The sequence below is a fragment of the Streptomyces sp. CNZ287 genome (assembly GCF_007827615.1).
In genome coordinates this window covers 78,447-105,200 of the sequence record NZ_VISV01000022.1, presented here as the reverse complement: position 1 = coordinate 105,200, position 26,754 = coordinate 78,447, and the positions used below count along the sequence as shown (strand labels likewise).

The 26,754-nt window shown below is 74.0% G+C and carries 22 protein-coding genes; 14 read left to right on the top strand and 8 right to left on the bottom strand.

From position 1 onward, the window contains the following. Nucleotides 1-257 precede the first annotated feature (257 nt). Nucleotides 258-920, top strand: coding sequence for an NUDIX hydrolase (locus FB457_RS30435; protein ID WP_047016545.1), 663 nt, complete (start codon nucleotides 258-260; stop codon nucleotides 918-920). Nucleotides 921-932: 12 nt separating this feature from the next. After that, complete coding sequence (locus FB457_RS30430; RefSeq protein ID WP_145783933.1) at nucleotides 933-2,132, top strand: MarP family serine protease; 1,200 nt, start codon at nucleotides 933-935, stop codon at nucleotides 2,130-2,132. A gap of 411 nt (nucleotides 2,133-2,543) precedes the next feature. Here the strand turns inward: FB457_RS30430 and FB457_RS30425 are convergent, their stop codons facing one another. The 5 genes from FB457_RS30425 to FB457_RS30405 form a co-directional block, all read right to left on the bottom strand. Beyond that, complete coding sequence (locus FB457_RS30425) at nucleotides 2,544-3,470, bottom strand: alpha/beta fold hydrolase (protein ID WP_047016543.1); 927 nt, start codon at nucleotides 3,468-3,470, stop codon at nucleotides 2,544-2,546. Next, the gene (locus FB457_RS30420; RefSeq protein ID WP_047020050.1) at nucleotides 3,467-3,973 is read right to left on the bottom strand and encodes a phage holin family protein; all 507 of its coding nucleotides are present in this window, start codon (nucleotides 3,971-3,973) and stop codon (nucleotides 3,467-3,469) included. Before FB457_RS30420 ends, FB457_RS30425 begins: the two co-directional genes overlap by 4 nt. A 98-nt stretch (nucleotides 3,974-4,071) precedes the next feature. After that, complete coding sequence (nhaA, locus tag FB457_RS30415) at nucleotides 4,072-5,469, bottom strand: Na+/H+ antiporter NhaA (protein ID WP_047016542.1); 1,398 nt, start codon at nucleotides 5,467-5,469, stop codon at nucleotides 4,072-4,074. A gap of 229 nt (nucleotides 5,470-5,698) precedes the next feature. Further along, on the bottom strand, nucleotides 5,699-7,654 hold the full coding sequence (gene acs, locus FB457_RS30410; protein ID WP_047016541.1) for an acetate--CoA ligase: 1,956 nt from the start codon (nucleotides 7,652-7,654) through the stop codon (nucleotides 5,699-5,701). 124 nt (nucleotides 7,655-7,778) lie between these two features. Continuing rightward, a complete protein-coding gene (locus tag FB457_RS30405) occupies nucleotides 7,779-10,322 on the bottom strand; it encodes a SulP family inorganic anion transporter (RefSeq protein WP_145783931.1) in 2,544 nt (847 codons plus the stop codon). A gap of 453 nt (nucleotides 10,323-10,775) precedes the next feature. On the opposite strand from FB457_RS30405, the gene FB457_RS30400 reads away from it, so the two are divergent. Further along, nucleotides 10,776-11,963, top strand: a complete 1,188-nt coding sequence (locus FB457_RS30400) for a polysaccharide deacetylase family protein (protein ID WP_145783929.1) — start codon at nucleotides 10,776-10,778, stop codon at nucleotides 11,961-11,963. Here the strand turns inward: FB457_RS30400 and FB457_RS30395 are convergent. Next, a complete protein-coding gene (locus FB457_RS30395; RefSeq protein WP_047016538.1) occupies nucleotides 11,951-12,973 on the bottom strand; it encodes an ATP-binding protein in 1,023 nt (340 codons plus the stop codon). The two genes, FB457_RS30400 and FB457_RS30395, sit on opposite strands and share 13 nt — an antisense overlap. A gap of 86 nt (nucleotides 12,974-13,059) precedes the next feature. Here FB457_RS30395 and FB457_RS30390 point away from each other — a divergent pair, with 86 nt between their 5' ends. Continuing rightward, nucleotides 13,060-13,905: a Fic family protein gene (locus FB457_RS30390; RefSeq protein ID WP_145783928.1), complete on the top strand. Its 846-nt coding sequence runs from the start codon at nucleotides 13,060-13,062 to the stop codon at nucleotides 13,903-13,905. Between the two features lie 385 nt (nucleotides 13,906-14,290). Here the strand turns inward: FB457_RS30390 and FB457_RS30385 are convergent, their stop codons facing one another. Further along, the gene (locus FB457_RS30385; protein WP_047016536.1) at nucleotides 14,291-15,121 is read right to left on the bottom strand and encodes an HAD family hydrolase; all 831 of its coding nucleotides are present in this window, start codon (nucleotides 15,119-15,121) and stop codon (nucleotides 14,291-14,293) included. 529 nt (nucleotides 15,122-15,650) lie between these two features. Between FB457_RS30385 and ssd the strand changes: the two genes are divergently transcribed. The 8 genes from ssd to FB457_RS30345 all read left to right on the top strand — a co-directional run bounded on the left by ssd (nucleotide 15,651) and on the right by FB457_RS30345 (nucleotide 22,327). Beyond that, entirely contained in the window at nucleotides 15,651-17,006 is a 1,356-nt protein-coding gene (ssd, locus tag FB457_RS30380) for a CpaE-like family protein (protein ID WP_486589189.1), read from the top strand. 497 nt (nucleotides 17,007-17,503) lie between these two features. Further along, nucleotides 17,504-18,649 carry a TadA family conjugal transfer-associated ATPase gene (locus tag FB457_RS30375; protein ID WP_047020048.1) on the top strand — a complete coding sequence of 382 codons (1,146 nt, stop codon included), beginning with the start codon at nucleotides 17,504-17,506 and terminating at the stop codon, nucleotides 18,647-18,649. Further along, on the top strand, nucleotides 18,646-19,503 hold the full coding sequence (locus FB457_RS30370) for a type II secretion system F family protein (RefSeq protein WP_047016535.1): 858 nt from the start codon (nucleotides 18,646-18,648) through the stop codon (nucleotides 19,501-19,503). Before FB457_RS30375 ends, FB457_RS30370 begins: the two co-directional genes overlap by 4 nt. After that, on the top strand, nucleotides 19,487-20,308 hold the full coding sequence (locus FB457_RS30365; RefSeq protein WP_047016534.1) for a type II secretion system F family protein: 822 nt from the start codon (nucleotides 19,487-19,489) through the stop codon (nucleotides 20,306-20,308). The genes FB457_RS30370 and FB457_RS30365 overlap by 17 nt, the downstream gene beginning before the upstream one ends. 100 nt (nucleotides 20,309-20,408) lie before the next feature. Beyond that, nucleotides 20,409-20,546, top strand: coding sequence for a DUF4244 domain-containing protein (locus FB457_RS30360; RefSeq protein ID WP_234380345.1), 138 nt, complete (start codon nucleotides 20,409-20,411; stop codon nucleotides 20,544-20,546). Further along, entirely contained in the window at nucleotides 20,488-20,904 is a 417-nt protein-coding gene (locus tag FB457_RS30355; RefSeq protein WP_047016532.1) for a TadE family type IV pilus minor pilin, read from the top strand. The genes FB457_RS30360 and FB457_RS30355 overlap by 59 nt, the downstream gene beginning before the upstream one ends. Continuing rightward, nucleotides 20,882-21,286, top strand: a complete 405-nt coding sequence (locus FB457_RS30350; protein ID WP_078898293.1) for an Rv3654c family TadE-like protein — start codon at nucleotides 20,882-20,884, stop codon at nucleotides 21,284-21,286. Before FB457_RS30355 ends, FB457_RS30350 begins: the two co-directional genes overlap by 23 nt. 54 nt (nucleotides 21,287-21,340) lie before the next feature. Next, the gene (locus tag FB457_RS30345; protein WP_047016530.1) at nucleotides 21,341-22,327 is read left to right on the top strand and encodes an aldo/keto reductase; all 987 of its coding nucleotides are present in this window, start codon (nucleotides 21,341-21,343) and stop codon (nucleotides 22,325-22,327) included. Between the two features lie 193 nt (nucleotides 22,328-22,520). On the opposite strand, the gene FB457_RS30335 is transcribed toward FB457_RS30345, so the two are convergent. Further along, nucleotides 22,521-25,109, bottom strand: a complete 2,589-nt coding sequence (locus FB457_RS30335; RefSeq protein ID WP_145783926.1) for a DEAD/DEAH box helicase — start codon at nucleotides 25,107-25,109, stop codon at nucleotides 22,521-22,523. 158 nt (nucleotides 25,110-25,267) lie between these two features. Here FB457_RS30335 and bldG point away from each other — a divergent pair, with 158 nt between their 5' ends. Together bldG and FB457_RS30325 are read left to right on the top strand one after the other, a co-directional pair. Beyond that, nucleotides 25,268-25,609: an anti-sigma factor antagonist BldG gene (gene bldG, locus FB457_RS30330; RefSeq protein WP_018835875.1), complete on the top strand. Its 342-nt coding sequence runs from the start codon at nucleotides 25,268-25,270 to the stop codon at nucleotides 25,607-25,609. A gap of 119 nt (nucleotides 25,610-25,728) precedes the next feature. Beyond that, entirely contained in the window at nucleotides 25,729-26,205 is a 477-nt protein-coding gene (locus tag FB457_RS30325) for an ATP-binding protein (RefSeq protein ID WP_047016528.1), read from the top strand. Nucleotides 26,206-26,754 lie beyond the last annotated feature (549 nt).

Here is a 26,754-nt window from a genome sequence, read left to right as displayed (position 1 = left end):
CGCGGGCGGCGGCGGGTGAGGCGCGCGGTGAAGCGGACGGGGGCGCGCACGGCGCCGCGAGCGCCGCGGACGGGCCCGCCGACGGCGCGGATTCCGCTCGTACGCCCGTGAGTCGAACGCCCGTGTCCCAGGCGCCCGGGCCCGCCACGCCCGGGTCGGGATCCCGTACGCACGCGTCCCGTACGCCCGGATCGCCTGCGTCCGCGACGCGCCAGTCGCGTGCGTCCGGCTCTTCCACGCCCGCGGGCCGGGCGCCCGTGGCCGTCAGCGACGCCGGGCTCCCCGGCTGGCTGGCGCCGGTCGCCGAAGCGGCCCGTACCGTACGGCCGGAAGAGCTGAGCAGCTTCCTCCCGCCCGACGGCGACGGCGGCCGGCCCGCCGCCGTGCTCGTCCTCTTCGGCGACGGCGACGACGGCCCCGAGCTGCTGCTCACCGAGCGCGCCAGCTCCCTCCGCTCGCACGCCGGCCAGCCCTCCTTTCCCGGCGGCTCCCTCGACCCGGAGGACGGCGACCCCGAGGGCGAAGGGCCGCTGCGCGCCGCGCTGCGCGAGGCGCAGGAGGAGACGGGGCTCGACCCCGCGGGCGTGCAGGTGTTCTCCGTGCTGCCGCGGCTCTACATCCCCGTCAGCGGCTTCGTCGTCTCGCCCGTGCTCGGCTGGTGGCGCGAGCCCAGCCCCGTCGGCGTCGTCGATCCGGCCGAGACGGCGCGGGTTTTCAGCGTCCCCGTGGCGGATCTCACCGACCCGGCGAACCGCGCCATGGCCGTCCATCCGCGCGGCCACCTCGGGCCCGCGTTCCTCGTCTGCTCCGCGCTGGTCTGGGGTTTCACCGCGGGCGTCATCGACCGCATCCTGCACCTGGCCGGGTGGGAGCGCCCGTGGGATCGCGACCGCCGGGTGCCGCTGGACTGGCACGCATGAGACGGTGACCGGGTGAACGTGCTGGACATCCTGCTGGTGGCGGCCGCCGTGTGGTTCGCCGTGGTCGGCTATCGCCAGGGCTTCGTGGTCGGTGTCCTGTCCGTGTGCGGCTTCGTCGGCGGCGGGCTGCTGGCCATCTATCTGCTGCCCGTCATCTGGGACTTGGCGACCGACGGCGCCGCCCTCGGCCCGACCGCCGCGTTCGGCGCCATCGTCCTCGTCCTCATAGCGGCCTCGGTGGGCCAGGGCCTCACCACCCACCTCGGCAACCAACTGCGGCAGTACATCACCTGGTCGCCCGCCCGCTCCCTGGACGCCACCGGCGGCGCGCTGGTCAACGTCGTGGCGCTGCTGCTCGTCGCATGGCTCCTCGGCACGGCGCTGGCGTCGACGACGCTGCCGACCGTCGCCCGCGAGGTGCGCGCGTCGAAGGTGCTCAACGGCGTGGCCGAGGTGATGCCGAAGAGCGCCGACACCTGGTTCGGCGAGTTCAGTTCCGTGCTGTCGGAGAACCGCTTCCCGCAGGTCTTCGCGCCGTTCCAGAGCGAGCAGATCACCAACGTGCCGGCGCCCGACCCCGCGCTGGTCAGCAGCCCGGTGGTCGAGCAGGCCCGGAAGAGCATCGTCAAGGTCGTCGGCACGGCGCAGTCGTGCGGCAAGGTGCTGGAGGGCACCGGGTTCGTCTTCGCGCCGCAGCGCGTGATGACCAACGCCCACGTCGTCGGCGGCGTCGACGAGCCCACCGTGCAGATCGGCGGCGAGGGCAGGCTCTACGACGGCGAGGTCGTGCTCTACGACTGGGAGCGGGACATCGCCGTGCTGGAGATCCCCGAGCTGGACGCCCCCGCGCTGCCGTTCGACCAGAACGACGCGAGCCGCGGCGACGACGCCATCGTCGCCGGCTTCCCGGAGAACGGCGGCTTCGACGTACGGGCAGCGCGCGTGCGCGACCGCATAACGGCCAACGGCCCGGACATCTACCGCCGCGGCACCGTCAACCGCGACGTGCTCTCGCTCTTCACCCTCGTCCGCCAGGGCAACTCGGGCGGCCCGCTGCTCACTCCCGAAGGCGCCGTCGTCGGTGTCGTCTTCGCCAGGTCCATGGACGACAAGGACACCGGCTACGCGCTGACGGTCGACGAGGTCCGCGACGACATCGAGCGGGGGCGCACGGCCTCGCAGCCCGTGGACAGCGACAGTTGCGCCATGTGAGCCGCGGAGGAGCCGGGGGCTCGGCCCCCGGAATCCACGCCGGGACCAGTCGCGGGCGGGCCGCTCAGTGCACGCGCCGCAACCGGGCGCTCATCCAGCGGGCCCGGCGGCGGAGAATGTGCGGGATCCCCAGACGGAGGTCCACTTCGCGATGCGCCGAGGCGCCCCGGAGCGGTCTGGCGTCCGGGGTGGTGGCGCGGTGGGTTCCTACGTCGTTGTAGTCATGCGTCCAACCCATACCCCGGATCCTCCCCCCGCAAGGCGGCCGGTAATCGCCCTTTCCCGGGCCCATCGGCCTATGCAGGGTGCAATTGACGTGTCCAGTTCCAGCGGCGGTGGCGCCGGGTCCCGGCCGCGGTGGTGGCGGAGGATGCCGTACGGGCCGTGGACCGGCCGGTGAGCTGCGCGGCGTCAGCGGTCGGGCTCGGGATCCCGTAGCCAGTTGACGAGTTCGGTCGTGAACGCGAGCGGGTCCTCCTCGTGCGGGAAGTGCCCGAGACCGTCGAAAAGGCGCCACCGGTACGGCGCTTCCACGTAGGCGACGGATCCCGCCGCGCTCCGCGTGCGCATCACCGGATCGAGGGATCCGTGCAGATGCAGCACCGGCACCCGCACCGGCAGCTTCATGCGGCGGTAGAACTGTATGCCGTCGGGCCGCCCCAGCGACCGTACGAGCCAGCGGTACGGCTCCACCGAGCAGTGCGCCGTCGAGGGCACGGTCATGGCGCGCCGGTAGACCTCCAGCGCCTTGTCGTCAGGCTGCCGCGGCCCCGACCAGCCGCGGATCAGCCGGCCGACCAACGCGGCGTCGTCGGCGACGAGTTGCCGCTCGGGCAGCCAGGGGCGCTGGGCGCTCCAGACGAAGGAACCCGCGGCGCTCTGCCGCGGGTCGGTGAGCATTGCGGAGCGCCAGCGGCGCGGGTGCGGCATCGAGGCGACGGTCAGCCGGCGGATCAGCTTGGGCCGCATCACCGCCGCGGTCCAGGCGAGATAGCCGCCGAGGTCGTGGCCGACGAGCGCGGCGTCCGGCTCGCCGAGCGAGCGGATCACGCCGGTGACGTCGAGGGCGAGGTTCGCCGGGTCGTAGCCGCGGGGCGTACGGTCGCTGCCGCCGACGCCGCGCAGGTCCATCGCCACCGCGCGGTAGCCGGCCTCGGCGAGCGCGGGCAGTTGGTGCCGCCAGGTCCACCAGAACTGCGGAAATCCGTGCAGCAGAAGCACCAGCGGCCCTTCGCCCATCTCCACGATGTGGAAGCGGGCGCCGTTCGCCGCGACGTCCCTGTGGGTCCAGGGCCCCTCGAGGTGGACTGCCGGGTCGACTGGCGACGGTGCCGTCATGACTCCGAGCGTGCCACGCCCGCGGCCGGCTTGCGTCGATCCGCCGGGTGACCTCGGCCGCGCAGGGAGTCGGAGATGACGGTGGCGGTCTCCTTGGTGGAGTTCATCGCGCGCTCGGGCTTGCGCATCTGGCGCATCTTGGCGATGCCCCAGAGGGCGGCGAGCGCGCCGAGGACCAGGTGGACGCCGAAGACGATGAGGAACGACCAGGCGAGGTGGAGACCCAGGGCGTGCAGCCCGTACGCGGCGGCGAAGCTGAGCACCGGGATGCCGAAGAGGACGAGGACGGCGGCGACGCCGAGGGCGGCGCCGCCCGCGCCCGCGCGCTTGATGTCCTCCCGGGTCTCGGCCTTGAGCAGGGCGATCTCGTCGTGGAGCAGCGCGCTGAGATTCGTGGTGGCGGTCGAGACGAGCTGCCCGAGGCTCTGCTGCGTGTCGAGGTGCGCGTCGGCGCCGGGCTCCGGGCCCGCGCCGTCCTGCGCCGTTCCGCCCTTCGCCGTCATGACCTTCGCCGTGGTGCTCGCCTCCGCGGCCGTCCGGCTACCCGCCGCACCGTTGCCGGCTGCGTTCATCGTCCGTCCCTTCGCCGCCTGAAGTCACATCATGCCCGACGGTCACCCTGCTCGCCGGGCGGGTGCCGCATTTCGGCACGCCTCCGGTGTTCCGCGGCCTTTGCCTCGTGGATCGCGGCCATCCGGAGGTGGTACTCCGGATCGTCCTGCTGGTATATGTCCGCAATGCCGTCCATGTCCTCGTCGCGCTCGTCCTCCTCGGCGATCGCCTTGTAGCGATTGTCACGGATCTTGAGCATCACGCACGCGAGCACGGCGGCTATGAACGAGCCGGTCAGCACCGCGGCCTTGGTCTCCTCGGCGAGGCCGGGGTCGTCGGTGAAGGCCAGCTCGCTGATGAGGAGCGAGACGGTGAAGCCGATGCCGGCGAGTGTCGCCACGGCGAACACGTCGGGCCATCTCAGCGCCGGGTTCAGCTCCGCCCGGGTGAAGCGGGCGGCGAGCCAGGAGCCGAGTGAGATGCCGAGGACCTTGCCGAGAACGAGGCCGAGCACGACGCCGAGGGGCTCGGGGTCGGTGAACACGCCGCCCAGCGAGTCGGCGTTCACGGCCACGCCCGCGGCGAAAAAGGCGAAGACGGGCACGGCGATCCCGGCGGAGAGCGGCCGCATCTGGTGCTCGATGCGCTCTCCGGGCGAGACCTCTTCGCCCGGTCGGGTGGTGACGCGCAGCATCAGGCCCATGGCGACGCCCGCGATGGTGGCGTGCACGCCGCTGGCGTGCATGAGGGCCCAGATGACCAGGGCCAGCGGTAGGTACACGTACCAGCCGCGGATCTCCTGGCGTTGGAGGAACCAGAAGAGGACGAGGCCGGCGAGGGCGGAGCCGAGGGCGACGAGGTTGATGCCGGAGGTGTAGAAGATCGCGATGATCAGGATCGCGAAGAGGTCGTCCACGACGGCCAGCGTCAGCAGGAAGGCGCGGAGCGCGGAGGGGAGGTTGCTGCCGATGACCGCGAGCACGGCGAGGGCGAACGCGATGTCGGTGGCGGTGGGGATGGCCCAGCCGCCGAGGTCCCCGCGGCCGGCGTTGACGGCGACGTAGAAGAGGGCGGGGGCGGCCATGCCGCAGAGCGCGGCGACGATCGGCAGCGCGGCGGCCCGCGGGTCCTTCAGCTCGCCGTCGACCAACTCGCGCTTCAGCTCGACGCCGACGACGAAGAAGAAGATCGTCAGCAGCCCGTCCTTGGCCCAGTGGGCGAGGTCGAGACGGAGGTCGAGCGCGGAGGGCCCGAAGGTGAAGCCCTTGATGTCCTCGTACGTGCCGCTCAGCGCGGTGTTCGCGAAGACGAGGGCGATGACGGCCGCGGCCAGCAGGATCAGTCCGCCGACGGTCTCCGTACGCAGGGCCTCGGTGAGGAACTTGCTCTCTTTGGGGGACGGTCTGGGGAGGAACTGGGACTGCTGCGGGCGCTGGGGCGCGGTCACGACGGGGCCTCCCGGGCGGTGGACGGCAGATACACGAGTGCTCTGTGCCGACCAGACTTCCCGGCGCGCCTCAGGGTTTTATCGCTCTCTTCACGTGTCTTCGCCACCCTACAGCGGCACCGGCCGATCAACCGGGGTCAGATTACGGGTCGAAAGGGAGATGTGGCGCGGCGGGGCCGCCGGCGGCGGGGTGTTCCCGCCGCCGGCACCGCTCACAGCGGGCCCGGTCTCAGTCCTCCGAGGCCGCGCTCGGCAGCTTCGCCTGGATGAGGTCCATGACCGTGCTGTCCGTCAGCGTGGTGACGTCGCCCATCTCGCGGTTCTCCGCGACGTCCCGCAGCAGCCGGCGCATGATCTTGCCGGAGCGGGTCTTGGGCAGCTCCGCGACCGGCAGGATCCGCTTGGGCTTGGCGATCGGGCCCAGGGCCTTCGCCACGTGCGCCCGCAGCTCCTCCACCAGCCCTTCGGCCTCTTCCGCGCCGCCGCGCAGGATCACGAAGGCGACGATGGCCTGCGTGGTCTGCGGGTCGGTGGCGCCGACGACCGCGGCCTCGGCGACCTTGGGGTGCGAGACGAGGGCGGACTCCACCTCGGTGGTGGAGATGTTGTGCCCGGAGACGAGCATGACGTCGTCGACGCGGCCCAGCAGCCAGATGTCGCCGTCGTCGTCCTTCTTCGCGCCGTCACCGGCGAAGTACCGGCCCTCGAAGCGGGACCAGTACGTGTCCTTGTAGCGCTGGTCGTCGCCCCAGATGGTGCGGAGCATCGACGGCCACGGCTCCGTGAGCACCAGATAGCCGCCGGAGCCGTCCGGCACCTCGCGCGCCTCGTCGTCCACGACGGTGGCCGCGATGCCGGGCAGCGGCACCTGCGCAGAGCCGGGCTTGGTGCTCGTCACCCCGGGCAGCGGGCTGATCATGATGCCGCCCGTCTCGGTCTGCCACCAGGTGTCCACGACCGGCGTGCGGCCGGCGCCGATGTGGTCCCGGTACCAGATCCACGCCTCGGGGTTGATCGGCTCGCCGACCGAGCCGAGCAGCCGCAGGCTGCTCAGGTCGAACTTCGCCGGGATGGCGTCGCCCCACTTCATGCAGGCGCGGATCGCGGTGGGCGCGGTGTAGAAGATCGAGACCTTGTACTTCTGGATGACCTCCCACCAGCGGCCCTGGTGCGGGGTGTCGGGCGTGCCCTCGTAGAGCACCTGGGTGGCGCCGTTGGAGAGCGGCCCGTACACGATGTACGAGTGGCCGGTGACCCAGCCGACGTCGGCCGTGCACCAGAACACGTCGGTCTCGGGCTTGAGGTCGAAGACGGCGTGGTGGGTGTAGGACACCTGGGTGAGATAGCCGCCGGTGGTGTGCAGGATGCCCTTGGGCTTACCCGTCGTGCCCGAGGTGTAGAGGATGAAGAGCGGGTGCTCCGCGGGGAACGCCTCGGGGGTGTGCGTGTCCTCCTGCCGGTCCACGACGTCGTGCCACCACACGTCGCGGCCCTCGGTCCAGGCCACGTCCTGGCCCGTACGGCGGACCACGAGGACGTTGCGCACCCGGTCCGTGCGCCCCACCGCGTCGTCCACCGCGGGCTTGAGCGCGGACGGCTTGCCGCGCCGGTACCCGCCGTCGGCGGTGATGACCACGCGCGCGTCCGCGTCGGCGATCCGGGTGGCGAGCGCGTCGGCGGAGAAGCCGCCGAAGACCACCGAGTGGGGTGCGCCGATGCGGGCACAGGCCAGCATGGCGACGACGGTCTCCGGGATCATCGGCATGTAGACGGCGACCCGGTCGCCGGTCTGCACGCCCAACTCCGTCAGCGCGTTGGCCGCCTTGGCGACGTCCCGCTGCAACTCGGCGTAGGTGATCGAGCGGGAGTCACCCGGCTCGCCCTCGAAGTGGATCGCGACGCGGTCGCCGAGGCCGGCCTCGACATGCCGGTCCACGCAGTTGTACGCCACATTGAGCGAGCCGTCCTCGAACCACTTCGCGAACGGCGGGTCCGACCAGTCGAGCGTCTTCGTGGGCTCGGTGGCCCAGCTGAGCCTCCGGGCCTGCTCCGCCCAGAAGCCCAGCCGGTCCGCACGTGCCTGCTCATACGCCTCCGCCGTGACGTTCGCGTGCGCGGCCAGCTCGGCTGGCGGCTCGAACCGGCGCTCCTCCTTGAGCAGGTTGGCCAGGCTTTCGTTGCTCACGACATCTCCCTTTCCCAGGATGTCCGCCTCAGTCCCGGGCCTAGCTCATCAGTCGTGGGGAGGGCGTGACAAGGGCCTGGGGATAAATTGGTTTAGACCTGTGGGTACCCGCAGGCGCCGTGTGCTACCGGACGTCGGCGGCGGCACGCTCCGCCAGCCCCGCGGGTCCGGGGCGTACGGCCGTGAAGTCGCCCTGCTCTCCCAGGACATAAGCCTGGGCCTCGCCGACGTGGAAATACATGCCGTGGAGGCTCAACGAACCGTCAGTCAGCCGGCGGCGTACACACGGGTGCCGGCGCAGATGGTCCAACTGCTGCGCCACGTTGGCCACGCTCACCCGCTCGGTGTCGTCCGCGAACGGCCGGGAGACGATCCGGGGCCCGTCGGCCCTGGCCCGCGCCAGGCTGGGCAGCCCGTGCCGCAGCCAGCGCCGCAGCGGCGTGGGCGGTACGCCGGCGGCGGGGTCCGCGGCGCCGCCTTGGGCGGCCTCCTCGTCGAGCAGCGCCTGAACCGCCCCGCAGCCGGAGTGCCCGCACACGGTGATCGACTCGACCCGCAGCACCTCGACCGCGAACTCGATCGCCGCCGCGACGGAGTCGTCCTGCAGGGTGGCGTCGGTGGCGTCCCGGCGGGTACCGGGCGTGGCCGTCCCGCCGTCCGCGTCGCTCGCGGAGCCCGCGCGGTCTCCGGGCTCGTCCGGCAGCGGCACCAGGTTCCCCACGTTCCGTACCGTGAACAGGTCGCCCGGCCCGCTCGACGTGATCATGCTGGTGACCACCCGGGAGTCCGCGCACGTCAGAAAGAGCTGGGTGGGCCGCTGCCCCTCGCGCGCCAGCCGCGCCAGCTCCTCGCGCACCCGCGGCGCGGTGTTGCGCTGGAAGTTGCTGATCCCGCTGAGCAGCCGGTGCGCCGGGGCGGGCTGCTCCGGTGACGTGACGCAGCAGTGGTTGCGCCACGGCGTCCAGGGATGGCAGTGGTGCGCCGTGGCCGGCTCGGCGATGCGCCGGCCGGTGGCGGAGACCAGCTCCGCGGCGCCGCCGTGCGCGATGTGCGCCTGCCGCCACTCCTGCAGCGTCTCGTACGCGGCGTGGTCCATGAACGAGCCGGTCAGCTCCACCTCCACGGTCGCGCCCGGCGGCACCTGCGCGAGCCCCCGGCTCAGCCGCGGGACGGCAAGGAAGGTGAGCTGCCCGCGCACCCGCACGAGGTACGTGTCCTCCGGGCCGCCCTCGCCTGCCGCGCCCGGCGCCGCGTCCCCGCCGCGCCGCTCCAGCGTCACCCGCGTACGGGACAGCCGGTGCAGCGACATCGCCACCGCCACCGCGATTCCCACCGCGACGCCCTCCAGTACGCCCAGCATCACGACGCCGGCCACGGTCGCCGCGTAGACGAGCACCTCCCGGTGCCGCCGCACCGACCGCACGTGGCTGATCTTCACCATCTGGATGCCGACGACCATCACCAGCGCACCCAGCGCCGCCAGCGGGATCAGCTCCAGCATCCCCACCAGCAGCAGCGACGCCAGCACCACCCACACACCGTGGAGCACCGCCGAGCGACGACCGACCGCCCCCGCCGCGACGTTCGCGGAACTGCGCACCGCGACCCCGGTGATGGGCAGCCCGCCGAGCAGCCCCGCGAAGAAGTTGCCGGCCCCCTGGGCGCGCAGTTCCCGGTCGAGGTCGGTGCGTGGCACGGGGTGCCGGTCGCCCCGTGCCACCGCCAGCTTGTCGACGGCCACCGCGGACAGCAGTGACTCCACGCTGGCCACGACCGTGATCGTCAGCACCGCGGCCACCAGCCCGAGCACCGGCCCGTCGGGCACGCCCGCGAGCGCGTGGCTGCTCCACGACGGCAGGTCGACCCGCGGCAGCCGCAGGCCGGTGAGCGAGGCGAAGCCGGTCGCGAGCACGATGGCGGCCAGCGCCCCGGGTACGTAGCGCAGGGGACCCGTGCCCCGCCCGCGCAGCCAGGGCCAGCCCAGCAGCACGACGATGACGACGGCGCTCACCGACACGGCGGCCGGGTCCAGGTCGGCGAACTGGCCGGGCAGCGCCAGGGTGTTGTCGACGGGCGAGCTCTGCGGGCTGCCGCCGAGGACGATGTGCAACTGGGCCAGTGCGATGGTCGCGCCGATGCCCGCGAGCATGCCGTGCACGATCGCCGGGCTGACCGCCAGCGCCGCACGGGCCACCCTGAGCGAGCCGAGCGCGAGCTGCGCGAGCCCGGCGAAGGCGGTGATGGCGCAGGTGGTGCGCCAGCCGTACTGCTGGATGAGATCGGCCGTGACCACCGTCAGCCCGGCGGCGGGCCCGCTGACCTGGAGCGGCGCCCCGCCGATCAGGCCGACGACGATGCCGCCCACGGCTGCGGACAGCAGCCCTGCCTGCAGCGGGGCGCCGGTCGCGAGCGCGATGCCCAGGGAGAGCGGAAGCGCGATCAGGAAGACGGTCACGGAGGCGGAGAGGTCCGCGACGAAGGGCCGCCGGGGGGCGGTGTGTTCGGAGGGACCGGCGGGTCCGGGCACTGCGGCGTGCCCGGCGTGCCCGGCGGTCTTCGGGGGTGCGGGGTCTGCCGTGTGTTCCGGTTCGTGTCCCGGTTCGTGTTCCGGATCCTTCGCGCGCTCGGCGGAAGGGCTTCCCAGGGGCGTCGGGCGTCCTGCGGGCATGTGGCGTCTCCTCGAGGTGGAGGGGGCGTCGTGCAGCACGGGCACACGGGTGACGTCACTCAGTGTGACGGTTCGGTGACCCTCAAGGGCGAGTAAATGAATCGTAATGCCACGTAAAGAGTCCGCGAAGCGTTTTGCGCCGGTCGGACCACTTCTCCCATCCATCGAGTGAATACAGAGAGATAATCTGAATTCCCGGTTATCCCTCTTTCCGAGCGTGCGCCGAGGAATCGCGCGTGCATTCGGCCATTCGATTCGGCGCGTCCCTGGCGACGCAGGGAAGAGGTGGGAGCTTTGTTCGGAACATGGCGGGCGACCGTGGGAATCTGCTGTGTCCTGGCACTGGGCGGAGTGGCGGTCGCGAGCTGTTCTCCCGGGGCCGGATCGGACGGCGATCCGCAGCGCCCGGGGAGCGACGGTGCGTCGGACGACGCACGCGGCAAGGGCCGGCCGATGAAGCTCATCGGCGACGGCTCCACGGCCTACACCGGCAGCCAGCCCAACCAGCCCAAGATCAGCCGGATGTCGGCCGGCACCAAGCCGCCGCAGTTCGTCGTCTTCTCCTGGGACGGCGCCGGCGAGGACGGCCAGCGGCTCTTCTCCCACTTCCGCAAGGTGGCGCGGGAGAACGACGCGGCCATGACGTACTTCCTCAGCGGCGTCTACGTCCTGCCCCGGGACAAGCGCATGGAGTACCAGCCCCCCGGCCACGCCCGCGGCGCCTCCGACATCGGCTACCTGGACGAGGAGGAGGTCGACGCCACCCTGGAGCAGGTACGCGGCGCCTGGCTGGAGGGCAGCGAGATCGGCACCCACTTCAACGGCCACTTCTGCGGTCGTACGGGCGTCGCGAGCTGGTCGAAGGAGGACTGGAAGAGCGAGATCGCGCAGGCCAAGCAGTTCGTGCAGCGCTGGAAGACGAACACCGGCCGGAAGAAGGCGGATCCCCTCCCCTTCGACTACGACAAGGAGCTGGTCGGCGGTCGCGCCCCCTGCCTGGAGGGGCAGAAGAACCTCATGAAGGCGTCGAAGGAGATGGGTTTCCGCTATGACACCAGCGGTGTCGGCAGCCAGGTGTGGCCCAAGAAGAAGGAGGGCATCTGGGACCTGTCGTTGCAGGAGGTCCCCTTCCCCGGCCGCGCCTTCGAAGTCGTGAGCATGGACTACAACTTCATGGCCAACCAGTCGGGCACCGCCTATGCGCCCGCCGCCCAGCACGCCGCCTTCGAACGGCAGATGCGCGAGGGGCTACTGGCCGGTTTCGAGCGGGCGTACACGACCAACCGCGCGCCTCTCGTCATCGGAAACCACTTCGAGAGCTGGAACGGCGGCGCGTACATGCGTGCCGTAGAGGACACCATCAAGACCGTCTGCCCCAAGAAGGACGTGCACTGCGTCTCCTTCCGGCAGTTGGTGGACTGGCTGGACGCGCAGGACCCGGCGGCGCTCGCCAGGCTGCGCACGCTGGACGTGGGCGAGCAGCCGGCGCAGGGCTGGGAGAAGTTCCTGGTGAAGGAGGCGAAGGACACCAAGAACGCCAAGGACGCGAAGAAGGGGAGCGCGCAGCGCGCCGAGCCGGCGGGGTCCGGGGAGAAGGACCACGCCGGCACCACGGACGCCAAGGAGGGTCAGGCGGGCTGAGGGGTCGCAGCCGCGTCCGGTACGGCCGGCAGGGGCTCCGGGGGCGTCGTCTCGCCCAGGACGAAGCCGGGGTCGATCTGGTCCCTCAGATCGGCCCCGGTCTTCGCGTTGCCCCAGCTCTCCGCGTTCCTGCGGTGGAAGTGCACCATCTGGTCGGTGTACCGGGCCCAGTCGCGGCGCTCGTACGACGCGTCCACGGCCCCGTACAGCTCCCGCAGCACCTGCGCCGCCGGCTCCTCCAGCGTCGCGAACGCCGGGGGGCGGCCCTTCTCCATCGACCGCACCCAGTCGGAGTGCGGGAAGGCGGCCAGCAGGTCGGCGCCCACCTCCGCGCGCAGGAACTCCAGATCCTCCGGGCCCTGCACCTTGTTGCCGACGACGCACAGCGCGACGTCGAAGTCGCGCGCGTACTCCTTGTACTGGCGGTAGACGGAGACGCCCTTGCGGGTCGGCTCGGCGACGAGGAACGTCATGTCGAAACGCGTGAACATGCCGGAGGCGAAGGAGTCGCTGCCCGCCGTCATGTCGACGACGACGTACTCCTCGCGCCCGTCGACCAGGTGGTTGAGGCACATCTCCACCGCACCGGTCTTGGAGTGGTAGCAGGCGACGCCGAGGTCGGCCTCGGTGAACGGGCCGGTGACCATGAGGCGCACGGAGCCGTTGTCCAACCGCACGGGGCGCGCGCACGCGGCGTACACCGGATTGTCCCCGGTCACCGTGAGCAGGCGGGAGCCCGTGCCGGGGGGTGTGGTCTTGATCATGCCGGCAGCGTCCGCGATCCGCGGGTTGTCGCCGCGCAGGTGCTCCTTGATGAGCGGGAGGTGTGCGCCGAGCGCGGGCAGCCGGGCGGCCTCCTCCTCGTCGAGCCCGAGGGCGGCGCCCAGGTGCTGGTTGATGTCCGCGTCGACGGCGAGCACGGGGCGGCCGGTGCCGGCGAGATGCCGGACGAAGAGGGACGACAGGGTGGTCTTGCCGCTGCCGCCCTTTCCCACGAAAGCGATCTTCATGTTCAGAAACGGTAGCGGGATCTTGCCCCGCGGTCAGGGAAAGGGCCCGACAAGTCCACCCCATCGGGTTGCGTAGTCTCGTACGCATGACGAGCGTGACCGACCCGCTGGCGGCCCTGAGCACCCTCCCGGGAGTCGAGGAGGCGGTGTCCTCCGTCAGGAGGGCGGTCGATCGCGTCTACGGGCACCGGGTCATGCGGCGGCGCAGCAACGAGGTGTCGGCGGAGGCGGCGCTGCGCGGAGCGCGGGCCTCGGCGGCGCTGTCGGGGGCGGACTGGGCGCTGGAGGAGGTACGGCGGCGCAGCGATTTCTCCGGCGCGGGGGAGCCGCGGACGGTCGGCGGGGCGCTCCGGGCGAACGCGGAGGCGGGGCAGCTGCTGAGCACCTGGCGGCAGTCGCCGATGCAGGTGCTGGCGCGGCTGCACGTGGTGGCGTCGGCGGGTACCGGGGACTCCACGGCGGGGGACGCCGGTGAGGCGGTGGGTCGGCCGCGGCTGGCGGGCGAGGGCGTCACAGAGGCGGGTGCGGTGCTGCCGTCGCCGCTGCCGGACGCCGAGGAGGCGGCGGCGCGGCTGGACGCGCTGGCGGCCCTGGTTGTCGCGGGCTCGTCCGCTCCCGCGCTGGTCATGGCGGCGGTGGTGCACGGCGAGTTGCTGACGCTGCGCCCGTTCCGCACCGGCAACGGGCTGGTCGCCCGGGCCGCCGAGCGGATCGTGCTCGTCGGCAGCGGGCTGGACCCGAAGGGGGTCTGCCCCGCCGAGGTGGGGCACGCCGAGCAGGGGCGCGGTGCGTACGAGACGGCCCTCGCGGGCTACGCGAGCGGGACGCCGGAGGGCGTCGGGGGCTGGATCGCGCACTGCGGCCGGGCCGTCGAGCTGGGGGCGCGGGAGAGCACGGCGGTGTGCGAGGCACTGCAGCGGGGCGCTGCGTAGCCGTACGCGGGGGGCCACGGGCCCGTAGGCGCAGAGTTGCGGCGGCACCCTGAGGCACCGCCGCTGTCTCATGTCGGCCGGGCTACCAGTGCGTGCAGAGTTCTTTGCCCATCAGGCCCGGCACCCGTCCGTTGCCTGGTGTGGCGGTCCCTATTCGAGGGATCGGCGTCGCGTGGGTTCCCGACTTCCATGTGCGGTCCGCGGAGCCGTTGTTGCTGGGGATCCTCTCGGATGCCCTGGCTTCGCGGGCCGTAATTCCTTTGTACTCCTCTCCGCGGGGAGAGGGAAGCCCAGCGCGCAGATATTTACTTTCGCCTGCAAATATTGGCAAAGGTTAATTATCGGGCGAAGCGGATATGTGCAGGCCGAGGGGGTTTCCGGCGGCTCAGGCGGCCTGGAGGCGGCGGCGGTACGCGTACCAGACGACTCCGGCCGCGGTCGCCGCCGCCAGCCCCGCGGCGGCCGCGGCGAGCACGGGTCGGGAGGGCAGCGAGAACTGCGGCAGCCGCTGCTTCAGGCGCACGGGGTGGGCGAACGACAGCACCGGCCAGTCGCGCTGCTCCGCCTCGCGGCGCAGCGCCCGGTCGGGGTTGACGGCGTAGGGGTGGCCGACAGTCTCCAGGAGGGGTACGTCCGTGATCGAGTCGCTGTACGCGTACGAGCGTGCGAGGTCGTAGCCCTCGGCGTATGCCAGCTCCCGTACGGCCTCCGCCTTGGCGGGCCCGTAGGCGTAGTAGTCGATCTCGCCGGTGTAGCGGCCGTCCTCGACGACCATGCGGGTGGCGATCGTGCGGTCCGCGCCGAGCAGCTCGCCGATGGGCTCGACGACCTCGGCGCCCGAGCTGCTGACGATGACGACGTCGCGGCCGGCGAGGTGGTGGTCCTCGATGAGGGAGGCGGCCTCGTCGTAGATGATCGGGTCGATGAGGTCGTGGAGGGTCTCGGCCACGATGTCGCTCACCTGGGCCACGTTCCAGCCGCGGCAGAGGTTGGAGAGGTAGGCGCGCATGCGCTCGGTCTGCTCGTGGTCGGCGCCGCCCAGGAGGTAGATGAACTGCGAGTAGGCGGATCGGAGCACAGCCCTCCGGTTCATCAGCCCGCCGTGGTAGAAGGACCGGGTGAAGGTCAGGGTGCTCGACTTCGCAATGACCGTCTTGTCCAGATCGAAGAAGGCGGCCGTCCTGGGCAACGAGTGGTTTTCCACGAGTGCGAGCATAGGCGCCCACCATTCGGCGTAAGGTGTGGCGCGTGGGTTTGCCTGAGAAGGCTCTCGGGTACACCATGGAAGTCACGGATCGTTCGCGACCGTGCTAACCCGGACCGGCTCCTCCCCCCCCGAGTCGGCCGTGGGGACGACCCCCGCTCTCCCCCCCGGCGGGGGTCGTCGCATGTCCGGACTCCGGTCTTTTCGAATTTTTCTCCGACCGCGTCGGATCTTCTTCCGCTCTTCCCGGTCGCTCCTTGCTTCGGGCGGTCCTTCGGGCTGTCTTCATCCCCGTCGTGGAACTAGACGCATCACCGTGGGTAACCGTTGCCCTGGATCGGCATGCTCCCCCGATCGAGTGACGGAGTTGTCCACAACTGGCGGGTTATCCCCAGATCCTGACCAAGATCCACAAGGTGCGGGGCGCCGGGGGCAGGGTGGGGTCGGAAGCGGGCCGGATGCCGTCGCGGAGGGCGGCGGCGCGGGCCGGGACGGACGGCGTGCCGGGTGGTGCGGCGGGTGAAGCGGGGGAGGCGGCGAGATGAGCCGGGTGTGGAGCGGTGCGCTGCGGGACGGCGGGCTGCGGCTGCGGGGCGGCTTGGTGAGGCAGAGCTGCGGGCTCGCGGGGGCCGGGGCCGCGGGGCCGGGGGTCGCGGCTCGCGGGGTTTCCGTACGTCGTGCGCCGGCGCGCGGAGCCGGGGCGCGGGTGGCCTGGGGGCGCCGGGCCGGTGGGTTCGGCCCCGGGGCCGGAGGGCGGACGGGCGGTCCCGGCGGCGGGCCCGGGGGTGAGGGGAGCGCGTCCCCCGGTGCCGGCGACGGTGCCGCGGGGCGGCCGCTGGTCGTCACGGAGGACGAGGATCTTCTCGACGACCTGCTGCGCCTCTGCGCCGCGGCGGGCACGCAGGCGGAGGTCTCGCACGCGCCGGGCCGGCAGGACTGGGGCGCGGCACCGCTGGTGCTGGTCGGGGACGACTGTGCCGGGCGGCTGGCGGCGGGGCGGGCCCGGCGGGACGGGGTGGTGCTCGTCGGCCGGGATCAGGACGACCCGGGGGTGTGGGAGCGGGCGGTCGCGGTCGGGGCGGAGCAGGTGGTCGTGCTGCCGGACGGCGAGACGACGCTGGTGGACCGGATCGCCGACGCCGCGGAGGGCGTCGGCGCGCAGGCCCGCACGGTCGGGGTCGTCGGCGGCCGGGGCGGTGCGGGGGCGTCCACGCTGGCCTGCGCGCTTGCGGTGACGGCGGCGCGGGCCGGGCGGCGCACGGTGCTGGTCGACGCGGATCCGCTGGGCGGCGGGCTCGACGTGCTGCTCGGCGGCGAGGAGGCGGAGGGGCTGCGCTGGCCGGCCCTCGCGTCGTCGCGGGGGCGGATCGGCGGGGCGGCGCTGGAGGAGTCGCTGCCGCGTCTGCACGGCCTGCGGCTGCTGAGCTGGGACCGGGGCGGCGGCGAGCCGGGGGCGGTGGCGCCGGAGGCGATGCGCTCGGTGCTGGCGGCGGCCCGCAGGCGGGGCGGGGTGGTCGTGGTCGACCTGCCGCGGCGGGTGGACGAGCCGGTGGCCGAGGCGCTGGCCCAGGTGGACGTGGGGCTGCTGGTGGTGCCGGCGGAGCTGCGCGCGGTCGCGGCGGCGCACCGGGTGGCGGACGCGGTGCGGATGGTGCTGGGCGATCTGCGGGTGGTGGTGCGGGGTCCGACGCGGGGCGGGTTGCCGGCCGAGGACGTCGCCGAGCTGCTGCGCCTTCCGCTGGCCGGTGAACTCCCGGCGGAGCCGGGCCTGCCGCAGGCCGCCGAGACCGGCGCCGCGCCGCCGGGCAGCCGCCCCCGTACGCCGCTGTCCCGCTTCTGCACGGACTTCTGGGCCCGGGCCCTGCCGGGTGCGAGCGCGGAGGGGGCGCCGGTATGAGGCGCACGGAACAGACGGCGGAGGAGCGGGTCACGGTGTCGGGGTGGACCCTGCCGCCGTACGGCCGGAGCGGTGCGGATGAGCCGGCAACCGCCGCGGTTCGTACGGCCCGCGGGGACGTCGCCGAGCCGGAGCCGGACGTGGCGGAGTGCGGTCCGGACGCCCCGTGGGCGGCCGGTGCGGCTGCCGCGGCGCCGGGGTGCTTGGTGCGGCCGGGCTCGCTGCCGGCGGTGTACGGCTCGGGTGGTGGACCGGCGGCAACTCCCCCGGCTCGTACGGCTGGTGAGAACGAGGCGCCGCGGGGACCGACCCGGTGGGGCTACCGCTCCGGGGGAGACGACCGGCCGGGTTGGGGCCCGGACGCCGCGTCTGCCGCCGCCGGGACGGCCTCGGTGGGCGTCCGCGAGATGGAACTCCCCGGTTCCGTGCCCGACTACGACCGCTCGTCCCGGCGCCCCGACGGCGGTGACGGGCAGATTCCTGCCGTGTCGGGGCGGTTGGTCGGGGCGGTGCGGCGGCGGTTGGCGGAGAGCGGCGGCGAGCCGACACCCGCCGGGGTGGCCGCCGCGCTGCGGCGGGAGGGGCGGCTGCTCGGCGACACCGAGGTGCTGGCGATCGCGGGCGCGCTGCGTTCGGAGATGGTCGGCAGCGGGCCGCTGGAGCCGCTGCTGGCCCAGCCGGACGTCACCGACGTGCTGGTCACCGCGCCGGACGAGGTGTGGGTGGACCGGGGCTGCGGCCTGGAGCGGGTCGACGTGCGGTTCGCGGACGCCGATGCCGTACGGCGCCTGGCGCAGCGGCTGGCCGCCGTCGCCGGGCGGCGGCTCGACGATGCCCGGCCGTGGGTCGATGCCCGGTTGCCCGACGGCACGCGGCTGCACGCGGTCCTGCCGCCGGTTGCGGTGGGGTCGGCCTGCCTGTCGCTGCGGGTGGTGCGGCGCCGGGCGTTCAGCCTCGCGGAGCTGGCCGCCGCGGGCACGGTGCCACCGGGCGGTGAGGGTCTGCTGCGCGGACTCCTCGACGCCCGGCTGTCGTTCCTGGTGAGCGGCGGCACGGGCAGCGGCAAGACGACGCTGCTGAGTGCGCTGCTGTCGCTGGTGCGGCGGGACGAGCGGATCGTGCTGGCCGAGGAGTCGGCCGAGTTGCGACCGGATCACCCCCATGTCGTACGTCTCGAAGCCCGCCCCGCGAACCAGGAGGGTGCCGGCGAGGTGACGCTGCAGGACCTCGTGCGGCAGGCGCTGCGGATGCGGCCCGACCGGCTGGTCGTGGGCGAGGTGCGGGGGCGCGAGGTCGTCGACCTCCTGGCCGCGCTGAACACCGGCCACGAGGGCGGCTCGGGCACCGTCCATGCGAACGCGGCAGGCGACGTGCCCGCGCGGCTCGAGGCGCTGGGCGCGGTCGCCGGACTCGACCGGCCCGCTCTGCACAGCCAGTTGGCCGCGGGGGTGTCGGTGCTGCTGCACCTGGTGCGCGACCGGCGCGGGCGCCGGCGGATCGCGGAGGTGCACGTGCTGGAGCGGGGCGCGGCGGGGCTGGTGGCGGCGGTGCCCGCCGCGGTGTGGGCGGCCGGCGGGTTCGCCCGCAGGGCCGGGTGGCCGCGGCTGGAGCGGCTGCTGGCGCGGGGCGGGGGTGCGGCGTGAGCGGGGAGGCCGCGGCGGTCGCGCCGGTGTGCGGGGCGGCGTTGTGCGCGGGGGCGGCCGTGGTGCTGGCCGGCGGGCGGAGACCCGCGGTGCGGAGGGCCCGGGCGCTGCTGGGGCCGCCGGGGAGCGCGGTGCGGGTGGGGCGGCGGTGGCGGGTGGCCGCGGTCGTACGGACGTGGGGTGGGCGTCGCGAGTTGTGGTGCCTGCCGGCCGGGTGCGTGGTGGGGCTGCTGGGTGCGTCGTGGCTGCCGCTGCTGGCGGGGGTGGTGGCGGTGCCGCTCGTCGGGCGGCGGCTGCGCGGCCGTGAGCGGCGTGGTGCGGAGGTGCGCCGGGCGGCGGCCGTGATCGAGCTGTGCGCGGCGGTCGCGGGCGGGCTGCGGGCCGGGCGGCAGCCGGCCGGGGCACTGCTCGCCGCGGCGCCCGGCGGACCCGCGGGGGGTCCGGAGGTGCTGGCGGCCGCGCGGTTCGGCGGCGATGTGCCGGGCGCGCTGCGGTCGGCGGCCGGGGCGCCCGGTGCGCAGGGGCTTGCGGGCGTCGCCGCGTGCTGGCAGGTGGCCGCGGGCGGCGGCGCGGGACTCGCGGACGGGCTGGACCGGGTGGCGGCGGCGCTGCGCGCGGAGCGGGACGAACGGGACGAGGTGCAGGCCCAGTTGGCGGGCCCGCGGGCGACGGCACTGCTGCTGGCCCTGCTGCCCTGCTTCGGGCTGCTGATGGGCTCGGCGCTCGGCGCCGCGCCGCTGCGGGTGCTGCTGCACACACCGGCGGGGCTGGTCTGCCTGGTGGCGGGCGGTCTGCTGGAGTGGGCGGGGCTGGCCTGGGTGGGCCGGATCGTGCGAGGTGCGCATGCGCGCTGAGTTCATCCACAGCCTGTGGACAGTGTTTTCCGTGCTGGCCGCCGCGTACTGCGCGGCGGACGCGGCCCTCGCGTCCTGGCGGGCACGCGTCGGGCGGCGCCGGCTCCCGGCCGTGCTGGGTCCCGTGGCGCCGCCCGTACGCCCGGAGCCGGCCGGGGCGCCCGGCGGCGGGCGGGAGCCGGCCATGGTGCGGCTCCGGGCGGCGGCGGTGCGGTGGGGTCCCGGGCTGCTCGCGGGGGCCGCGGTGCTCATCTTCGTCGGCGGGGCGGTCGGTGCGGTGGCGGGACTCGCCGCCGCGTACGGCATACGGCGGTGGCAGCGCCGCACGGCCACCGTCGCACGCCGCGATGCCGGCATACGGACGGGCCCCGACCTCGCGCTGGCCGCCGACCTCCTCGCCGCCTGCCTCGCGGCCGGCGCGGGGCCGCGGGAGGCCGCCGCCGAGGTGGGCCGCTCGCTGGGCGGACCGGTCGGAACACGGCTGGCGCAGGGCGCGGCGGAACTGCGCCTCGGCGCCGCCCCGCACGCGGCCTGGGCGCCCCTCGCGGAACTGCCGGGCGCGGCGCGGCTGGCCGGCTGGCTGGAGCAGGCGGACCACACGGGCGTACCGGTGGTCGACGCGGTCTCCCGGCTGGCCGCCGAGTGCCGGGCGGAGGAGACCCGCGCCGCCGCCGCTCGCGCCCGCCGGGCGGGCGTCAAGGTGGCGGGCCCGCTGGGGCTGTGCTTCCTGCCCGCGTTCCTGGCGGTCGGGGTGGCGCCGGTGGTGATGGGCCTGGCGGCGCAGTTGCTGGGCGGCAGTCGATGAATGACACGGATTCGGGTACGGAGACACGGGGGTTGAGATGGCCGGCAGGTTCATCCGGAGGGTGCGCGCGTGCGTGCGGAGGCTCGGCGGGGACGCGGGGATGACGACGTCCGAGTACGCGGTGGGCACGATCGCGGCGGTCGCGTTCGCGGCGATCTTGTACAAGGTGGTGACGAGCGATGCGGTCGGCGGTGCGCTGCAGGCGGTGGTGGAACGCGCGCTGGACGTCCCGTTCTGACCCGGGCCGCGCCGGGGCGCGGGCGGACGCGGGCGTCGTCACCGCGGAGGCGGCGGTGGCCGTTCCGGCTCTCGTGTTCCTCGCCCTCGGGCTGGTCTGGGCGCTGATGGCCGCCGCCGCGCAGATCCAGTGCGTGGACGCCGCCCGCGCGGGCGCGCGGGCCGCGGCCCGGGGCGAGCCGGCGGATGACGTACGCGGGGCGGCGCTGGCGGCGGCTCCGCGCGGGGCGGACGTGGCGGTGGCGCGCCAGGGCGATCTGGTGCGGGTACGGGTGCGGGGGGCGGCCCCCGGCCCGGGGTCGCTCTCCCTCGACCTCGGAGGGGAGGCGGTCGCCCTTGCGGAAGAGACCGTTCGATGAACGGGGCGGGGCGACGGTGTGGTCGGCGCTGGCGTGCTTCGCGCTGTGCGCAGTGTTCGCCGCCGCGCTGGCCCTGGGGCAGGCGGTGCACTCCCGCCACCGCGCCGGCGGTGCCGCCGACCTGGCGGCGCTGGCGGCGGCGGACCGCGCGCTGCTCGGCGAGGCGGCGGCGTGCGCCGCCGCCCGCCGGGTGACGGCGGCGCAGGGGGCCCGGCTGCTGCGGTGTGCCGTGGCCGGGGAGGTCGCGGACGTCGTGGCGTCGGCCCGTACCGGCCGCTTCACCGCCGAAGTCCGCTCCCGCGCAGGGCCGCCGGCCCCGGCCGGTCTCGCAGCCGGCCTGCGTCCGGTCCCGCAGCCGGTCCCGCGGCCGGGCTTGTGGTAGAGCGCGCTCCAGCGTTCAGACTCCCGCTTGGGCAGACACACGAAAGGACTCCGCATGAAGTACCGCACGATCGGTGCCGACCCGCAGAACCGGCGCGAGGTCAGCGTGCTCAGCCTCGGGGCCATGCTCTTCGGGTCCAGGACCGACGAGGAGACCTCGTTCGCGATCCTCGACCGCTACGTGGCGGCCGGCGGCACGTTCGTCGACACGTCCGACAACTACGCGTTCTGGGTGGACGGTTCGCAGGGCGGGCAGAGCGAGAGCCTGCTCGGCCGGTGGCGGCGCAGCCGGGGCATCGGGGCCGAGGTGGTCATCGCGACCAAGCTCGGGGCCCGGCCGCTCGCTCCCGGCACCTCGTACGTCGACAACCCCGAGGGCCTGTCGGCGAAGGTGATCCGGCAGTCCGCGGAGGAGAGCCGGCGGCGGCTCGGGGTGGAGAAGCTGGACATCCTGTACGCGCACATCGACGACATGACCGTCCCGCAGGAGGAGACCGTCGAGGCGTTCGGCGCGCTCGTGGCGGAGGGCTCCGTCGGGCTGCTGGGAGTCAGCAACCAGTGGGTCTGGCGGGTGGAGCGGGCCCGTGCCCACGCGGCGGCCTCCGGCCTCGCCGGGTACGAGCTGCTGCAGTACCACCACACCTACCTGCGCCGGCGCACCGACCGCCCCAGCGAACTCGACCCGGACGGGTCCCCGGGCGGCGTGGACGGCGCGATGCTCAGCTACCTGCGGCACAACCCCGGGCTCACGCTCGTCGCGTACTCGCCGCTGCTCGCCGGGGGCTACGTCCGCGCGGACAAGCCGCTCGGGGACGAGCTGGACCACCCGGGGACGCCGGCGCGGCTGGAGGCCCTGCGGGCGGTGGCGAAGGAGGCCGGGGCGACGGTCAACCAGGTGGTGCTCTCCTGGCTCATAGGCGCAGAGGTGCCGGTGATACCGCTGGTCGGCGCCTCGTCCGTGGCGCAACTGGACGAGAGCCTGGCCGCGGTGGACCTGGAGCTGACGGAGGACCAGCGGGCCCGCCTCGACGCCGCCGGCTGAGCGTCGGCGGGAGGGCGGGACGCTGCCGTGCGCGGGAGCTGGGCGGAGGATCCGGTTCGGCCGGTTCCAGCCGGTTCGGTCCACCCGGTCCACCCGGCCCACCGGGTCCACCCGGCCCACCGGGTCCACCCGGCCCACCGGGTCCACTCGGTCCACCGGGTCCACTCGGTCCAGTACCGTCCTCCGGAGTCCGTCAGCTCTCGTTCGCCGCCTCCCTCTGCGCCGCCGGGGTCGCCGCGGGCTCCGCTCGCTGGCCCGCCTCCCGCAGCAGCGTCGTCAGCAGGCGTACCGCGGCCGCCTTGTCCAGCGGGTCGTTCCCGTTGCCGCACTTCGGGGACTGGACGCAGGACGGGCAGCCGGACTCGCATTCGCAGGCGGCGATCGCGGCGCGGGTCGCGCCGAGCCAGTCGCGGGCGACGCCGAAGGCGCGTTCGGCGAAGCCCGCGCCGCCGGAGTGGCCGTCGTAGACGAAGACGGTCGGCAGCAGCGTGTCGCCGTGCAGGGGGACGGAGACGCCGCCGATGTCCCAGCGGTCGCACGTGGCGAAAAGCGGCAGCATGCCGATGGCGGCGTGCTCCGCCGCGTGCAGGGCACCGCCCAGCTGCTCCTGGGCGATGTCCGCCGCGTCCAGCTGGTCGTCGGTGACGGTCCACCAGACGGCGCGGGTGCGCAGCGTCCGCGGCGGGAGGTCGAGCTTCGTCTCGCCCATGATCTCGCCGGTGATCAGCCGGCGGCGCAGGAAGGAGACCACGTGGTTGGTGACCTCCACCGACCCGAAGCACAGCCGGGCGTCGCCCCACGGGATCTCGCGCTCGGTCTCCAGCACGGAGACGGAGGTGGTGTCGCGGGCGACGGTGGTGTACGGGGGATCGGCGCGCTCCACCAGCGCCACGTTGTCCTCCAGGTCGAGGGTGCGGACCACGTAGGTGCGGCCCTGGTGGAGGTGGACGGCGCCCTCGTGGACGGTGGTGTGGGAGGCCGCGGCGTCGACGGTGCCGAGCAGCCGGCCGGTGCCGTCCTCGACGACGTCGACGGGGCGGCCGCCCCCGCCGCGGATGTCGGTGAGGTCGCAGGCGCGTTCGCGCCGGGTCCAGTGCCAGGCGGCGCCGGGCCCGGTGCCCCGGCGGCGCAGCAGCCCGCGGTCGGCGAGCTGCGGCAGCAGCCCGGCGGCCCCGGCGCCGAAGCACGCGGAGTCGCCGGTGAAGTCGGCGTCGGTCAGCGGCAGTTCGGCGGCGGCGGCGCACAGGTGCGGTGCGAGCACGTACGGGTTGTCCGGGTCCAGCACCGTGGACTCCACCGGGCGGCGGAAGAGCGCCTCCGGGTGGTGCACCAGGTACGTGTCCAGCGGGTCGTCCCGCGCGACCAGCACCGCCAGCGCCCCCTGCCCCGACCGGCCCGCGCGCCCGGCCTGCTGCCAGAGCGAGGCCCGGGTGCCGGGGTAGCCGGCGATCAGCACGGCGTCCAGGCCCGACACGTCCACGCCCAGCTCCAGCGCGGACGTCGCGGCCAGCCCCAGCAGCTCGCCGGACTGCAGCGCCGCCTCCAGGGCCCGCCGCTCGTCCGCCAGATAGCCGCCGCGGTAGGCGGCGACCCGGTCGGCCAGCGCCCGGTCGACGGCCGCCAGCCGGTCCTGGGCGATCATCGCGACCAGCTCCGCGCCGCGCCGGGAGCGGACGAAGGCGACGGTCCTCACGTCCGCGACCGCCAGGTCCGTCAGCAGCTCCGCGCACTCCGCCGTGGCCGTGCGCCGCACCGGCGCGCCCCGCTCGCCGTGCAGCTCCGTCAGCGGCGGCTCCCAGAGGGCGAACGCGACCTCCCCCCGCGGCGACGCGTCGTCCGTGACCTCCGCCACGGCCCGCCCGGTCAGCCGCTCCGCCGACCGCCCCGGCTCGGCCGCCGTGGCGGAGGCGAGGAGGAACACCGGGTCCGCGCCGTAGCGGGCGCAGAGCCGGCGCAGCCGCCGTACGACCTGGGCGACGTGGGAGCCGAAGACGCCGCGGTAGGTGTGGCACTCGTCGATCACGATGTAGCGCAGGGCGCGCAGGAAGGACGACCAGCGGGAGTGGGCCGGGAGTATGCCGCGGTGCAGCATGTCGGGGTTGGTGAGGACGAGGTTGGCGTAGAGGCGCACCCATTCGCGTTCCTCGGTGGGCGTGTCGCCGTCGTAGACGGCCGGGCGCACGGCCTTGCCGAGCGGGGCGGCCAGCGCCTTGACCGCGCGTAGCTGGTCGGCGGCCAGCGCCTTCGTCGGCGCCACGTACAGGGCAGTCGCGCCCCGCCCGTTGGGGGCCTCGGAGCCGTCGAGCGCCGCGCTGAGCACCGGCGCCAGATACGCCAGGGACTTGCCCGACGCGGTGCCCGTGGCGGCGATCACCGACTCGCCCGCGAGCGCGTGCGCGGCCATCCGCGCCTGGTGCGCCCACGGCCGCCGGATCCCGGCGGCCTCGATGGCGCCGACCACCTCGGGCCGGATGCCCGCAGGCCAGTCGGCATGGTGCCCGCCGCGCGGGGGCAGGTGCTCCGTATGAGTGATGCGAGCGGCACGGTCCTCCCGGGCGGCGAGCCGGCGCAGCGCGGTGCGCGGCGGGACACGCGCGGGACCGGCCGCGGCGCCGTCCGCCGCCGTGCGGTCCGGCGTGCCGGGCGGTGCGCCGTCGGGCGGTCCTGCCGGTGTGACGTGCGGTGCGCCGGGGCGCGCGCCGGGTACGCGCCCCGGCCGGATGCCGGCGGCCGCGGGGGCTGTCCCCGGCCCGTTCGCGTCCCTCCACTCGTTCGCGTCCATCGGCACGAGTCTGTCACCGATGCGACGGACAATGACCCCAAGGCGTCGTGCACGCCCCGGGGTAAGTGATTGAATGCCATGGCGGATGCCGATCCGTCTCCGGCCGGACGGCGGGGGACGCCCGGGGCAGCCGCTCGCTGAAAGGTGCTGGAGGATCCGTGGACCTGTCCCTGTCGACTCGTACCGTGGGCGACCGCACGGTCGTCGAAGTCGGTGGCGAGATTGATGTGTATACCGCCCCCAAGCTGCGCGAGCAGTTGGTCGAGCTGGTCAACGACGGCAGCTACCACCTGGTCGTCGACATGGAGCGGGTCGACTTCCTCGACTCCACCGGTCTCGGCGTCCTCGTCGGCGGACTGAAGCGGGTCCGGGCCCACGAGGGCTCGCTGCGCCTCGTCTGCAACCAGGAGCGCATTCTGAAGATCTTCCGTATCACGGGCCTGACCAAGGTGTTCCCCATCCACACCTCGGTCGACGAAGCCGTCGCCGCGAAGGACTGACACAGGACGCCACACAGGCGGAGGGACCGGGCCGTGCGCCGGGTCCCTCTGCGGTTGGCTCCGGTACGGATGCATCCCGTGGACCGCGGGATGGCGTGGGATGACGTGAAGGGGATGGCATGCCCACCGTTGAATTGCGCTTCAGTGCTCTTCCCGAGCACGTCCGCACGGCCCGCCTGGTGGCGGCCGCGGTCGCGCGCCGGGCGGGTGTGGACGAGGCGGTGCTCGACGAGGTGCGCCTCGCCGTGGGCGAGGCATGCCTGCGCGCCGTCGGGCTGCACCAGCACAACGGGCTGTCGGGTCCGGTGCGGGTGGTGCTCACCGAGGAGGAGAAGAAGTTCTCCATCGAGGTCGGCGACGACGCGCCGACGGTCCCCGGCCACGTGCCCGCCGCCCGCAGCACCGCCGAGACCCACCCCGACCCGGACGGCGACGGGAACGCGAGCGGCCCGGGCGGCGACGGGTCGGGCATAGACGACGAGATGGGTCTCGCGGTCATCAGCGGTCTGGTCGACGACGTCGAGGTCACCGCGGGCGAGTCCGGCGGCACGATCCGGATGAGCTGGCCGGCCGCCCCCGCGGCAGCGGGCTCCTGAACGGGCGTACGGCCCCTCTGCGGGCCGTACGGCGGCTCCCACGCATCTACGCGGCCAGATATCCGGACGGCCGCCCTGAGGCGCGTACGGCGCGCTGAGGCCCGTATGGCGGCCCGCGGCCCGCACGGCTTTCCGAGGCAGGTACGGCAGAACCGGCCCGCCCGCGCCCGGCACGACGGCCCGTACGCCCGCCCAGAGGCACCGGCGCCCGGCCTCCGGGCTTCCCCCTGACACGCACGGCAAACCCCTGTCACCCTGCGGCTTCCCCCGCCCGGCGCCGATCGGCTCCGGCCAGCCGCCGATCCGCCCGCCCCCGCCGCCCCCGGCACTCCCGCAGCCCACCCCTTGACCCGCGCATTTCAAGATCAAGGCGCTTCTGATCAGCGCTTTCTCCGGCTCCCGAGATCATTTTCCCGGCATTGCCCCGCCGTTCCCGCATCCCTCTTTCGAGCGAATTGACAGACGTCCGTCACCGCATTGATCGTCGTCGGAGCCGAATTCCCCCGGGGACGCTCTGTTTTGATCTAGTTCCGCTCCCTACAATCCGTC

Bases quoted from the DNA above. Each gene is read 5' to 3' on its own strand.
- FB457_RS30425 (WP_047016543.1), bottom strand. From the start codon at position 3,470: ATGACGGCACCGTCGCCAGTCGACCCGGCAGTCCACCTCGAGGGGCCC.
- FB457_RS30420 (WP_047020050.1), bottom strand. From the start codon at position 3,973: ATGACGGCGAAGGGCGGAACGGCGCAGGACGGCGCGGGCCCGGAGCCC.
- FB457_RS30405 (WP_145783931.1), bottom strand. From the start codon at position 10,322: ATGCCCGCAGGACGCCCGACGCCCCTGGGAAGCCCTTCCGCCGAGCGC.
- FB457_RS30400 (WP_145783929.1), top strand. From the start codon at position 10,776: ATGAAGCTCATCGGCGACGGCTCCACGGCCTACACCGGCAGCCAGCCC.
- FB457_RS30395 (WP_047016538.1), bottom strand. From the start codon at position 12,973: ATGAAGATCGCTTTCGTGGGAAAGGGCGGCAGCGGCAAGACCACCCTG.
- FB457_RS30390 (WP_145783928.1), top strand. From the start codon at position 13,060: ATGACGAGCGTGACCGACCCGCTGGCGGCCCTGAGCACCCTCCCGGGA.
- FB457_RS30385 (WP_047016536.1), bottom strand. From the start codon at position 15,121: ATGCTCGCACTCGTGGAAAACCACTCGTTGCCCAGGACGGCCGCCTTC.
- ssd (WP_486589189.1), top strand. From the start codon at position 15,651: ATGAGCCGGGTGTGGAGCGGTGCGCTGCGGGACGGCGGGCTGCGGCTG.
- FB457_RS30360 (WP_234380345.1), top strand. From the start codon at position 20,409: ATGACGACGTCCGAGTACGCGGTGGGCACGATCGCGGCGGTCGCGTTC.
- FB457_RS30355 (WP_047016532.1), top strand. From the start codon at position 20,488: ATGCGGTCGGCGGTGCGCTGCAGGCGGTGGTGGAACGCGCGCTGGACG.
- FB457_RS30345 (WP_047016530.1), top strand. From the start codon at position 21,341: ATGAAGTACCGCACGATCGGTGCCGACCCGCAGAACCGGCGCGAGGTC.
- FB457_RS30335 (WP_145783926.1), bottom strand. From the start codon at position 25,109: ATGGACGCGAACGAGTGGAGGGACGCGAACGGGCCGGGGACAGCCCCC.
- FB457_RS30325 (WP_047016528.1), top strand. From the start codon at position 25,729: ATGCCCACCGTTGAATTGCGCTTCAGTGCTCTTCCCGAGCACGTCCGC.